Origin of the sequence: Flavobacterium microcysteis, from assembly GCF_006385255.1 — a bacterium.
GTDB classification, from domain to species: Bacteria; Bacteroidota; Bacteroidia; order Flavobacteriales; family Flavobacteriaceae; genus Flavobacterium; species Flavobacterium microcysteis.
In genome coordinates this window covers 261,255-275,345 of sequence record NZ_VFJE01000053.1, presented here as the reverse complement: position 1 = coordinate 275,345, position 14,091 = coordinate 261,255, and the positions used below count along the sequence as shown (strand labels likewise).

General features: G+C 35.4%; 6 protein-coding genes. 4 read left to right on the top strand and 2 right to left on the bottom strand.

All coding sequences use genetic code 11. From position 1 onward, the window contains the following. Positions 1 to 36 precede the first annotated feature (36 nt). The 4 genes from FJA49_RS08440 to FJA49_RS08425 all read left to right on the top strand — a co-directional run bounded on the left by FJA49_RS08440 (position 37) and on the right by FJA49_RS08425 (position 6,765). Positions 37 to 837: a DUF5694 domain-containing protein gene (locus FJA49_RS08440; RefSeq protein ID WP_140000532.1), complete on the top strand. Its 801-nt coding sequence runs from the start codon at positions 37 to 39 to the stop codon at positions 835 to 837. Further along, positions 834 to 2,240, top strand: a complete 1,407-nt coding sequence (locus tag FJA49_RS08435; RefSeq protein ID WP_140000531.1) for a S41 family peptidase — start codon at positions 834 to 836, stop codon at positions 2,238 to 2,240. Before FJA49_RS08440 ends, FJA49_RS08435 begins: the two co-directional genes overlap by 4 nt. Before the next feature lie 187 nt (positions 2,241 to 2,427). Further along, positions 2,428 to 4,422, top strand: a complete 1,995-nt coding sequence (locus FJA49_RS08430; RefSeq protein WP_140000530.1) for an LTA synthase family protein — start codon at positions 2,428 to 2,430, stop codon at positions 4,420 to 4,422. Between the two features lie 195 nt (positions 4,423 to 4,617). Further along, on the top strand, positions 4,618 to 6,765 hold the full coding sequence (locus FJA49_RS08425) for a S46 family peptidase (protein WP_140000529.1): 2,148 nt from the start codon (positions 4,618 to 4,620) through the stop codon (positions 6,763 to 6,765). Positions 6,766 to 6,841: 76 nt separating this feature from the next. Here FJA49_RS08425 and FJA49_RS08420 read toward each other — a convergent pair whose 3' ends face one another. Together FJA49_RS08420 and FJA49_RS08415 are read right to left on the bottom strand one after the other, a co-directional pair. After that, the gene (locus FJA49_RS08420) at positions 6,842 to 7,354 is read right to left on the bottom strand and encodes a DUF3828 domain-containing protein (RefSeq protein WP_140000528.1); all 513 of its coding nucleotides are present in this window, start codon (positions 7,352 to 7,354) and stop codon (positions 6,842 to 6,844) included. 135 nt (positions 7,355 to 7,489) lie between these two features. After that, positions 7,490 to 14,047 carry an alpha-2-macroglobulin family protein gene (locus FJA49_RS08415; RefSeq protein ID WP_140000527.1) on the bottom strand — a complete coding sequence of 2,186 codons (6,558 nt, stop codon included), beginning with the start codon at positions 14,045 to 14,047 and terminating at the stop codon, positions 7,490 to 7,492. Positions 14,048 to 14,091: the final 44 nt, after the last annotated feature.

Below are 14,091 nucleotides of genomic sequence, written 5' to 3'. Positions count from 1 at the left end.
ATTTTACTTTTGGAACAAATTTAAAACGTTCAAATTATGAAAAGAATAGTCCTATTGATGTTATTGGTGGCCAGTACAGGATTGATGGCACAAACAAAAAAGAAACAGATTTTGCTGGTTGGTAGCTTTCATTTTGAAAACCCGGGATATGATGTCGCCAAAGTAAACACTTTTGATGTCATGACTCCAAAGAGCCAAAAGGAACTGGAAACGATAACAAACCGTATTAAAAAGTTTGGTCCAGATAAAATTTTTGTAGAATGGGATCATACAAAACAGGATGAATTAGACCAGTTTTATGCCCAAACCCCAGATAGTCTATTGAAAAAAATGGCTGATGAAAGAGTGCAGTTAGCATTGCGAACCGCAAAAAAGCTCAACCATAAAAAGATGTATGCGATTGATTATTTAGATACGACTTTTCCATACAATATGCTGCTTTTAGGGATGGAACAGGCCGGACAGACAGCGCTAATAGAGCGAAGCAGCAAAATGATGAAAGATATTGAAACGAATACAAATAAAAAGATTGCGACCTATTCGTTAACAGATTTGATTTTGAGCCTGAATACCCCAGAATATGCAAATTCTGATATCCAATGGTATGTAGGCTTGGCGAACAAAGCCGGAAAGACAGATAATTTTATTGGGGCTTTTCTGGTATCGGAATGGTACAAACGCAACCTGTATATGTTTTCGTTAGTGCAAAAACTAACGGAAAGTCAAGACAGTAAAGTGATGGTGTTACTAGGTGCCGGTCATATTTCAATGTTTCGTGAGATTGTCAAATATGATCCTGAGTTTGAAATCGTAGAACTTAAAGATGTTTTGAAATGATACGGTTTCTACTAACCATTGCCTTTTTAACGATACTGCAATGCCAACAGGTTTTTGCACAAGATGAACAGCTTTCTAAAAAGCAAATGATTTATGATATAGACTGTCTGGTAGAAAAAATAAACTATTCGCATCCCAATCCCTATTATTACAGGAACAAGGAAGAATGGACACATTATTTGGATTCCCTAAAAAAGGAGTTGCCGGAAAATCTTTCGCCGTTTGGCTTTTGGAGACAGATTGATAAGATATTGGTTTTTATGAATGATGCCCATACCCGAAGTTATCCTACCCAGTTTTATAAAAAGTATGTAAAAGAGGGTGGTTTGTTTTTTCCTTTTTCCATAGAAAACAAAAAAGGAAGCTATGGGGTGAAAAAGAATTATTCAGACCAAACAGCTATCGATTCTATAAGCCGGATTGTTGCGGTAAATGGCATTCCGATTGAAAAAGTAGTGCAGACATTAAAACTGCAATCTTCAAAAGAATTGGATTTTCTTGACGAAAAATATGTCACGGCTTCTTTTCCGTATTATCTGTGGCGTGTTTATGATTGGACGGCTCCTTATGCAATTGATTTTCTGGATAAGAATGGAAAAACGGATAGGATGGAGGTGCAGGGTGTTCTGAGTACTGCCCTGGCCGAAAAGAAATCTGAAGCCAAAGAAGAAACCTGCATGTTTACAATTCTGAATGATTCCACAGCCTTACTTACGATTAAGGATTTTGACAGCGAGAAGCGAAGCTATTTCAAGAAGTTTTACAAGACAAGCTTTAAGAAAATTGAAAAACTTAAAATTAAAAACATAATTATTGATGTCCGCAATCATGATGGAGGCGATGCTCGTTATGGGGAAGATTTAGGGCGCTATTTTGCTGATAAACCTTTCCGTACTTCCTCTAAAACGTTGTGGAAGGTTACGCCGGAATTCAAGAAGAACTTTTCGGCAATGTACATACCCAAAATAATGCGATGGGCAAAGTTCACTTATGGAATCAATAAGCATACAAAGGCAATCTGGAGCACAAAAGACAATGAACTGGCAGTTGTGGAACATAAACTCATAAAGCCTAAAAAGTCATCATTAAAACATAAAAGGAATGTTTTCGTGCTGATTGATAATTATACTTTTTCAGCCGGGTCAATGTTTGCGGCAATGGTAAAAGATTACCAACTCGGAACTTTGGTCGGACAACCCACGGCAAACCTTTCTTCTTTTTATGCAGATCCTATGATGTGGTATGCATTGCCTTATTCCAAATTTACATTTCAGGTATCGACCAGTCTGGATGTGCGTCCAAGCGGCATTATCGACACAGAAAGTATTCTCCCAGATATTGAGATTGAGGATAATGAGGACGCATTACAAAAGACAATGGAACTCATACAGCAGAAAAGATAAAGCATCGTTACGATGCTTTTTTTATGGGCTAAATGGTTGATATAATTTTTTAGGCAAGTAAACAGAATGTAAATTATTCGTTATTTTTGTGTGAACAAACATTTTACTTCGATTCCCCAACACTTTTTCTGCTACCACAGAACAGGTTCTTGTTTCGTTTTTCGAAGGAGCTAAGTAGTTAGATTTTATGAAAATCAACTGGAAAAATGATTTTACCGTTATGCTGTTACGACTTATGGTCGTTTATGTCGCATTCATGCTCGGAAGATTCATGTTTTATTATTTCAACGACCACCTGATAGATCCCATCCACCATCAGGACCTGTTTTCTTTGCTCAGAGGTAGCCTGATGTTTGATACAGTTTCCATACTTTATCTGAACCTGCCTTTTATTTTTTTCTCGCTGCTTCCTTTTCGGTTTCGGGAAAAAGAAAACTATCAGAAAAGGCTTTTTTGGATTTATATGATTTCAAATAGCCTTGGCCTGCTGGTTAATTTTGCGGATGTGTTTTATTATCCATACAAACAGTCCCGATTGGTTTTAGGAGATTTGTTTTTAGTCAATGAAGATAGCTTTTCACTTTTGATACTTGATTTTATAGCCGATTATTGGTATGGTTTTATCTTCTATCTTATCGTGCTTGCCATACTTTGCATCGGATTCAGATGGATAGGATATGGAAAATCAGTACTGTCCAGTAATAAGAAATATTATGTAGTCAATTCGGTATATCTGGGTGTAATGGTTTTTCTGACTGTTTTTCTTGTCAGGGGAGCCAGCCTTTCAAAAGCTTCCTTTCCGATTTCGATGAGTGATGCCTTTATGTATACGGATAATGCTTCGCATACTTCCTTAATATTGAGTAATCCTTTCTGTCTTTTCCGAACGATAGGTAAATCCAAAAAAGTTCCCAAACTCGAATATTTTGACAAAAAGACGGCTGAAGCTTATATGCCAACGACACATATGCCGTCGTCTTCAGACAAGTTTAAGATTGACAGGAATACGAATGTCTTTATCATAATTTTAGAAAGTTTCGGTAAAGCCCACATCAAAAGTCTTTCGGATCAGTTTAAACCGAAACAGCAAACCAATACTCCATTTTTGGATTCGCTTTTTCAGGAAGGCTATCTTTTTACAAATGCTTATCAGAATGGCTACCGTTCTATGGATGCGCTGCCAGCAATTTGGGCTTCAATTCCAACTTTCAAAGAGCCATTCCTTTCATTACCCAATTCTGTAGCAGATTATCATGCTTTGCCAGCCTGTATGAACGAAATGGGTTATCATACTGCTTTTATGCACGGAGCCGTAAAAGAATCTATGGGATTTGTGTCTTTTGGTAAAAATCTTGATATAGAAGAATTTCAATCCAGAGAAGAATACGAAAAAGCAAAAGGAAACGATGATTTTGATGGAAAATGGGGAATATGGGATCATAAATTCTGGCCTTTTGTTCATGAGAAAGTCAACCAGATGCCCAAACCTTTTTTTACGACCGTCTTTACGCTTTCGTCACACCATCCGTTTAGTATTCCAGATGAATTTAAAGGCAAGTTTTCTAAAGGAACGCTTCCAATACACCGTGCTATCAAATATTCTGACCATGCACTTCAATTATTTTTTGATGAAATTAAAAACGAACCGTGGTTTAAGAATACCCTTTTTGTCATAACAGCCGATCATGCTTCCGGAGCCGATTCCCCAAAGTTTTTAAAACCACCATTTGATTATTCTATCCCGATTTTGTTTTATCATCCGGGTAAAAATTTTACAGGAACCGATGACAAAATCATGCAACATATTGATATCATGCCTACACTTTTAGGAATGCTTGATTATGACCAACCGTATTTTGCCTTTGGAAAAAATCATTTTAATCCGAATGGGCAAGAAAACCATTTTGCCATTAATTTTTCGAATAGTGCTTTTAATTGTACAACTGATACTCATTACTACCAATTCAATGAAAAGGATATATTGGTCAAGTCAGATTACAGAAAAGACCCATTATGGAAAAATAATGGGGTTAAAAACCAAACACGGGAAGATGAAAAGAATATTTTGTATTTCAAGGCTTTTATCCAGCAATATTATTCGCATTTGAGCGAAAGAAACTTTTTGCCACAAAAGAAAACAAGGAAAGTAAATGAAATTACCGGCCGTCAAGAAGCCAGATAAAAAAGCTAAGAAACTAGAACTCTAAAACAAAAGTTAAAATTGCGATAACGATTTAGTTTTCTCTTCGTTTGTAAGTCTAAAATTTTAAAATGAAGTATATTCGCAACGCAAAAATATATGTCGGCGGTCAAAAATGTAACAAAAAAACATTTTATGCGACTACTCACATACCTATTAAACTTTAAATACTATTAAATGAAAAAAATTATTTTATCCTTAATTACGGCTATACTGCTTGTTCCTACAACAGTAAAGGCTGACGAAGGGATGTGGTTCTTGATGTTCATTGAACGTTTGAATCACCGTGACATGCAGAAAATGGGATTGCAATTGACTTCTGAGGAAATCTACAGCATCAACCATTCAAGTATTAAAGATGCTATTGTTCAGTTCAATGGCGGCTGTACTGCAGAAATTATTTCTAACCAAGGTTTGGTTTTGACTAACCACCACTGTGGTTATGATGCAATTGCAGAAGTTTCTACTCCAAAAGACAACTACTTGAGAGATGGATTCTGGGCAAAAGACAAGAAAGCTGAAATTAAGCCAAACTCACTTTATGTACGTTTCTTCGTGAGAATGGATGATGTTTCTAAAAGAATCCTTTCTAAAGTTACGGATAGCATGAGCGAGGCTGAGCGTGAAAAAGCGATCAACCAGGAAATTGCTAAAATCCAGAAAGAAAATGATGAAGGAGGGAAATATACTGTTTCTGTTCGTCCATTCTTCCAAGGAAATGAATACTACTATTTCGTTTACCAAGATTATAAAGACGTTCGTCTAGTTGGAACTCCACCGGAAAGTATTGGAAAATTCGGAGGTGATACAGACAACTGGGAATGGCCACGTCACACAGGAGATTTCTCTATGTTTAGAGTATATGCTGATAAAGATGGAAATCCTGCTGAATATTCTACTGAGAACGTTCCATTGAAGCCTAAGCACCACTTGCCAATCAGCTTGAAAGGTGTTCAGGAAAATGATTTCGCAATGATTTTAGGTTATCCAGGTAGAACAAACCGTTGGATGCCGGCTGGTGGAATTGAGCAAAACGTAAAGTTTGCTTATCCTGCATGGGTTGAAGGTTCTAAAACTGGAATGGACGCTATGAAAGTTCACATGGACAAAAGTGACCAAGTACGTTTAAACTATGCTTCTAAATATGCTTCTGTAGCGAACTATTGGAAAAACCGTCAAGGTATGATTGATGCGTTGACCAAATTCAAGACAGCAGATACAAAACAAAAAGAAGAAGCTGAGTTCAACAAATGGGCTAACAAGGCTGAGAACAAGCAAAAATATGGTGCTGTTGTTGAAACAATCAACAAATATTACAAAGCAACAAACGAAAAGTCAAGACACGATAATTACCTAATTTCTATCTTGAGAAACAGCAGCCTAGCTGGTGGTCCTGCAAGTTTAGGAAACGGAATTGCAGCTTATGCTAAAGAAAATGATGCTAAGAAAGCAGAAATGCTTCCAAGACTTCAGGCAGCAATCGAAGGTGTTTATGAAGGTTTCTATCTTCCATTAGAAAGAGATGTATTGATTGCAGAGCTAAATCTTTATGCTGCAAAAGCAGGTTATAAGCTAGATCCGTTTGTTGAAGGACTTGCTAAAGAAAACAACAATAACTTCACAAAATTTGTAGATGAAGCTATCGCAGAAAGCGTTTTCGCTACAAAAGAAAAAGCGGAAGCATTTTTGAAAAACCCAAATCCAGATGCGTTGAAAAATGATAAGCTATACTTGCTTTCATCTAGCATCTTGGCTACTTACAGAAGCAAGCCGGAAGAAGTGGCTAAATTGGAAAATGATTACCAGAAGTCATTCCGTCTTCTTGTTGAAGGATTACGTGAGTCTAAGCTGAACAAAATCAAATACCCAGATGCAAACTCAACTTTGCGTTTGACTTATGGTAAAGTTCGTTCTTTGCCTGCAGATAAGAGAAATGACGCTAAAATCAATAACTATACTACGCTTCAAGGAACAATCAAAAAATACAAGCCAAACGATCAAGAGTTTGACTTGCCTAAAAAATTGATTGAATTGAACGAGAAAAAAGATTTCGGACAATATGCTGACAAAAAAGGATATATGCCTGTAAACTTCTTAACAGACAATGATATTACAGGTGGTAACTCAGGTTCACCGGTATTGAATGGAAAAGGAGAGCTTATTGGTGTAGCTTTTGACGGTAACATTGAAGCTATGGCTGGTGACGTAATCTTTGATTCTAAACTACAAAGAACAATCAATGTTGATATCCGTTATGTTTTGTTTATCATTGACAAATATGCTGGAGCAAAACATATCATTGACGAAATGACAATCGCAAAATAATTTTTAGATTAGTTATTAGTTCAAATAATAAAAAAACACTTAAGAAATTAAGTGTTTTTTTTGTTATTTAGTTTCGTTACTCATGATTTATAATCTGATTCAGACATTGCTGTGTTGAACCAAAAGAACTGATTTCTTTTTTAAAAATCACATCGTCTATCTTCCATTTGCTTTTCTCATTTACAAGCCGTACTTCATCTTCCCAGGTTTGATTGTATTTTTTATTTTTAAACTCAACAATTACGGTTGCTTTGTTTCCTGTAATAGTTGTTTTTTTAATTGTAAATGAGGTATGCCCTTCGTATAGACTGGTAAAAACATCACCTTCAATAAGCAATGGCTTATCCGTTGGAAAAGCACTGTTTTTTATAAGCATGGCATCTTCATCCTCAATTTCCTTCGCTTTTAAAATAAGTTCATATAAGTGGTCGCTTACATATTGTTTGTTTACTATCCGGAAATTATGTTTGTATTCCGAATAAAACTTATTGACTACCCTCGTAACTTTAGATTCCGGACTGGAGCAGTTTATTAAAAGTAATGTACAAAATAAGGCAAATAGTAATTTTAGGTGGCGTTTACTTTTCATAGTTTCTTTTTTTATTTGTTACTGATACTCGTTACGAATTAACGCTGCTTTCGAGGAAAATATTGTAATTATTTCGAAGAACGATTCCCTTCTCAGTTCCGGGAATAGAACTCATCCATTATTTTAAATTCGTACTTATTCTTCTATTTTTACACGAATTCCTTTACTATGGCTTGAAAACTCTGGTGCATACATACTTTGGATTGTTGTGATTCCATTAGAGAATTCTCCTGGGTTATTCACTCTGATGTCATATTCCAGCACATATTTTCCTTTACTGATATTGTCAAAGAAAAAGTGGGTTGCTGCATCTTTAGTACTCATATAGTATCCCAAACTGCCTTGCCATTTGTATTCGGAAAGTACATCAACAGGTTCAAATGCAGCTGCTCTCATATCTTTCAGGTGTACAAAATCGATGTCATCTTTGGCATAAATAATCAGTCTAACGGTTACCAAATCTCCAATCTTCAATGCTTTTTTGTTTGTTATCTTTTGGAGTTCCTTGCCTTTAGCCGTATTTTCCTTGATATATAATTCTTTTTCGATAGAAAGCGGACCGTCCTGGCTGGACTTTATCTTGTCCAAATCTTCAAAATATTGCCAATAAAAGCCTCCATAACCAGGTATGCTACTTTTGTTGTTGATGCTTATCGTAGCCATGTCTTTAGTGATTTCATCTGCTTTCCAATTCATCTTGATATAGCCGCTCGCTGCTTCTTTTTCATTTTCGGCTAATTTCTTAGTCACAATCTTTTCATCACCCAGTTTTATGACCGTACTTTCTTTGACAGAAAGCCAATCCTCTCCTTGAAGCAATAAGGCATATATGGCTTCGGTTGTTGCTTTAGTGGTATTCCATGATTTGGTTTGTCGGTTTTTAAGCAACCAGACTTTCATGGCTTCAATCGATTTTTTCTCATTTCCAATTTCACTAAAAGCTTCAATCAATAAGGCCTGGGTTTCTATAGGTGCCTGATACCAATACCAGCCTGATTTATTGCTAAGCCAATACATTCCGTTTTCTTCGTTATTTATGGCGGTCTCTTTTAGGCTGGTTACTATTTTTTTTGCGATTTCCTTTTCTCCAAAACGATGTAAGGCTAATGTGGCCATCGCTTTTTGATACAAGCCATATTCCATCCAATGTTGCTTTGTATAGTCAAGGTGTTTTAGGATAGCTTTTTTAAGACTGTCGTTTGTCGGGTAGGTGTTTGTATAAAAACTTCTGGCATATAAGTAATGCAGATCAGCATAGGTATCATAGTTCCAGATTTTGTTTTTCTTTTGATTGATTTCTGCATTTCTGTTTCGGGTTAAAAACTTCTCATCAATAAAAGGAATTGCCTTGGCAGTAATTCGCCTGAATTTCTCAATATTTTGATTTGAAACTTTTAGTTTTTCCAGATGACCTAATCCTGTAACGATATGGCGGGTAATGTATTCATTGTCATTTCCACCACTAAACCAAGGGAAACCGCCACTTTGAGATTGTTTGCGGTCTAATTTTTCAAAATTGTCATTGATATCAGTTTTCATTTTTTCCAGGTCAAACAGCATTGCCAGATTTTTCTTTTGCTGTTCTTCATTTTCGGTATCTTTTGTCCAAGGTGTTTCGGCTAAAATCAATGATTTTAATTCTTCGTTCTGTTCTAATTTAGAAATTGGTTTTCCTGCTTTTCTCCAGGCATCGAAAACAGCTGCAATTTTTGGATTGGTGGTTATGATTTCATTTGCTAACGTATTGGCATAATATTTTGAAAAAACCTGTTCGGCACATTCATGTTCATATTCCATCAGATAGGGCAATGATTTGATAGCAAACCAGGCAGGATTTGAAGTATATTCCAAAGTAAGCAGATGGTTTCGCAATGTTGAAGATTGGTTGTTTTTTAAGTTTTCAAAAACATATTCCTTTTTGGTGTTGCCGGGAATCCAAAGCGGTATACTTTCTGTCACCAGCATAGTATTGGTCAGGACAGGAAGTATGTTTTCTTCACCATCTGTAAAATCTCCGGCTTTTGCCAAAATTTTATACTGCACGCCTTGTAATCCTTGCGGTACGAATAATTTCCAGCTTACTGCCGTATTGCCTTTTGCCTTGATATTAAAGTTTTTGACATTGTCTGTGTTCAGCATTTTTGCATCAATAGGTTGCATGGTTGCTGCATCAAAAAGCTGTAACATGGCGATTCCGCTTTTTGGTTCGGAAGTGATATTTGAGATTTTTGACGTGATTACGATAGTATCATTTTCTCTTAAGAAGCGCGGTACGTTTGGAAGTACCATCAGGTCTTTTTGAGTGATAACAAAATTCTCTAAATATCCGGAAACTGCTTTTTTGTTATGGGCAAAAAGCCTTAGTTTCCATTGAGTCAAAGCTTCCGGTGACGTGAAACTGAATTTTAGGTTTCCTTTATCATCAGTTCGCAATTGAGGGAAGAAGAAAGCCGTTTCCGAAAGGTTTTTTCGGGCTTTCACTTCAGTCAGGGCTTCCAGTGATTTTTTTGTAGTGATTATTACAACACCATTAGCACCTCTGGAGCCATAAAGCGAAGTCGCCTCATTGCCTTTCAAGACATTTGCAGAGAGAATATCTTTTAGATTCATGGATCGATATTCGTCTTCAGCAACAGGCATACCATCAACAATAAATAATGGGGAACCGCTCATATTAATTGAGCCGCTACCACGAAGAATGATAGTAGTATCCCCGTCTGGTTGGCCACTTCCTGAACCGATATTCAAGCCAGGGACCATGCCTTGTAAGCTTTGAATTACTGAAGCATTTGATCTTTCTTCAATTACATCAACAGTTACATAATTTACTGCCGCTAAACTTTTAGGTCTTTTCGTAGATGTATATGCGGTAACGATAACCTCCTGAAGCATTTCGTCAGATTCAGTCATTTCAATATTTATGGTTTTATTATTAACCCTGATGTATTGGCTTTTCATTCCAACAAAATGGAATGCAAGAATTTCATTCATTAGGGCTTTGATTTCATATTTCCCATCAAAGTCGGTTTGAGTACCCCTGTCTGTTCCTGAGACTATAACAGAAACACCCGGCAAAGGCAATCCATTTTCTGTAATAACTCCCGAAATTGTTTTTCCGCTTGAAAGGATTAATTTTTCTGTCAAATATTGGTGGTATTGTGAGTCTTTTTGTTCAGAGTGTAAAAAATCAAATCCAAACCAATTGAATTGGCTTCGAGAGTAGTAAATAGGATTTTGATAGGGAATTAGGTTTCTGAAATATAAAGAAGCAAGATTACCCATACCTAAAAATTGTTTGAATTCGATATTATTGTAATTATCATTAGAAAAATCTAATGAAGTATTCCATTCCGATTCATAGAATTGATCAAGAGAAGTATCATACATAGAGGCTAAAACTTCTGCCTTTATACCGTTCTTATGCTGATCCTTGATGAAAAAAGACCAGGTTTCATTACCGCCGGGTTCTATTTTATTACGGAAAGTACCGGTTTCGATATTTATTTTTTCCCGATAAATGGGAAGGAATTGGGTATGTTTTTTTTCGAAATTTTTGTTCTCCCATATAAAATTCATACTAATCTTAACGTCATTTTTCCAGTCCTTTTCTATTGGAATCCTAAAAATATTTTTTCCATTTACTTCGATAACTTTATTGAATACGGCTTCGCTTTGATAAAAAGCTTCTGTGGTAATATATAGAGGAGCAGCGGATGTGTATTGCACTTCTACAAACCCATCTTTTTTCGGATCTGTATTTATAATTTCATATTGAAATAGCTCATGATCACCAGGCATTTTGTCTGAATCATTAAGCAGTTTAAAACTCGAACTGACTTCAATTTCTTTTCCGGAAATGTCTTTTGAGGTAAAAAATAATTGATATCCTCCTGAAACCCATTTTTTCAAATCATTCAGAATTATTTCTTTTGTTGTTTTTGTGTCAACCTTTTGGTTAAAAACAAGCTCTCCTTTTTCTACGTTGTTGTTTTTATAAGGCAATGTAGGGAATAGCCGAATGAATTCATCTTCAGGGATTATCTGAATTTCGGGAGCTTCCCATCGTCTGCTGCTTAAGACGCGATTTGGAGATTTTGATTTGTAAATTTTAAGTTCTCCAATTATTGGAATAAATTGTCCGTTTAAATTTTGGCTGTCTAGAGTGATTTTCTGAATCGTTTTGGCATTGATCGTTTCGGGTATGTTTGCAGACAATACAAGATTATGATATCCTGCTTTTGCTACTGTGATGTTTTTTCTGGTTTCGCCATTACTATCTGTAACTTCTGCTTCTATAGAAAAATTAAAAACAGGCTGTCCTTCTTCATTGAAACCTTTAGCTGGGATAGCCGTGAATTCGATTTCAAAGTTTCCGTCTTGATCTGTTTCTATTGTACCTGCTGCTATTTCTTCATCGTCATAACTGAAATGATTATTTGAGTATCGCCAATTGTGATAATAACTGTTTCGTTTGACTGTATAAGAAACTGTAGCATCTGAAATAGTAGCTCCTGCAAAGGCTTTCGCTTTTCCTTTAACTTTAATATTTTGGTTTACGATGAAGTTCTCTGTAATCGGTTCAAAAGTCACTTCAAATTTTGGACGCTTGTATTCTTCAACTTTAAAACTGATTTCGCTGTGTTCAAAGCGATTAACCTTATCCCAAAACGGATGCTCGTCTTTGTTTTCGTCATAATGAGCGTCAGTTTCATAGTCTTCGTCTTCCTCAGCATTAATCGTGAAATCTCCTGTTAGTGTATTTTTTGGAATGTTAAATTCGCCAATAAAAGAGCCAAATTCATTGGTTTTTAAACGTGCCATATAAATATCCTCACCGTTTACGTTTTCTGCTCTTACACTAACAAACATGTCAGGGACAATATCATTTTTGCTATCTTTTTTCTTGAGTAGTATTCCTTTAAAATAAACGGTCTGCCCCGGCCTGTATATAAACCTGTCGGTAAACAGATTGGCTTTAACTCTAAATTTTTCTTTTTCTTCTTTTTCTTCTTCTTCTTTTGTCCTTACATGTTCATAAAAATAAGTTGTATTGTAAAAAAGAGAAAGAGTATCTTTTGCTTTTATTATCTGGATGTTTTGAGAGTAGTTTTGGGTTGCTTTTGTCCGTTCATATTTGGCCATTCCATTTTTATCGGTTTTTATTATAAAATCATCTGATTTTATGATCGCATCCTTTATTGGTTTCCCTGTTTTTCTGTTCAATACTTGAAACCGTTCCGTATTTTGGGAGTCAGAATATGCTAAAGTGAGATCAGTAGCATTTATAGTGGCATAAGAATAGATATCCTCAATGGATAAACTGTCTTTTTTTGTGCTTATTGTCAATAAATATATCCCAGCTTCCATTTCAGGAAGAATAATTTCTGTTGAGTATTCAAAGTAGCCTTTTGTACTAGGTAATCTGTTTTTAAACGTTTTATACGGTTTGTTTTTATTTACAAAATCAATAAAGAGAGAATCTTTTTCGATGTTTCGGGATTCAAGTTTGATAGCAAATTTTAATGGGATTTTATATAAACTCCCATAAATAGTGTCAATGCTTGCGAATTGTATTAAGGCTAAATTGGGTTGGTTGGGGATGATGTATTTTTCTGTTTTTACAGTTAGATTTTTGGCTAAAATAGATACTTTAGTATTTTTTGCCTCTGAGGCGAACGGTTCATCTCCTTTTAGGATGACTGAATCGCAGATTTCAACTGCTTTTGAATTATAATCCGTATGGGTATCTTTTGAAGCGTTATCTTGATATATTGTAGCTTTTTCGATAAGAAAAGCACTTTGATACTTGTCTTGTGTTATTGCTATAAATCGATCTAAAACAGTTAAATACTCTTCCAGTATATTTCGTCTTTTGTAAACGGTCTGAATTCTTTTGAGAGCGATGTTTGAAAGAGCAATGGCATTGTTTTGTGAGGCATAACTTTTTTCTAGTTTTTGATATATAGCTAATCTGAGATAAAAAGGCGAGAATTTGTAATTCTTTAAATCTAGTTCCTGAAATTCTTTCGGGTTTCCATAGAATGAATGAATATTGTTAGAAAGAAAGGTTTTCTCTTCTGGAGATTCATCTTTATAAAATTCATTTTTTTCCAGATACTTTTCGGATAGAAAATCATAAAGAGACCTATTTAAAGGGGCTTCGAATTTTCCAAAAACGATTATCTTGTCATAATTGCTTAAAGGTGTTTTTAACAGAATCGTCTCATTTTTGATGCTGTTTTCATAGGCAGTTGCAATTTCTTTTTCAAAATCAGATGATGACCATGTCCTAAAGTCTGGATTGAAAATAGACTCAGTTGCTGTTTGATTTTTTAATTTATACCTATTCTGTCCATAATATTCAGAAAGCAATTTTCCGTAAATGAAACTGAAGATGGCTTTATTGGCTTCGTCTTTGGTTGTTAATTCCTCCCTAAGATTTTTGATGATTTTATATTGAGCTTCTTCTTCAAGCGTCATTAAAAACTTGGATTGATATAGGAAAGTCCTGATTATTTCTGCCTGGTCATTTTTCTTTCTGGCTTTCTTATAGATTTTATTTAATTCCTCTGAAGCGGATTTTATTTTTCCATCGTATTCGTACTCATATACTTTGTTCCAGCTTTTATCCAAACTTTGGGCTGTTATTGATAAGGAAAAGAATAGTACCAGTAATCCTATAATTTTTTTCATAAAAGAGGTTTTATATAATAAGGAGTATAGTTTTTATAAAAAGG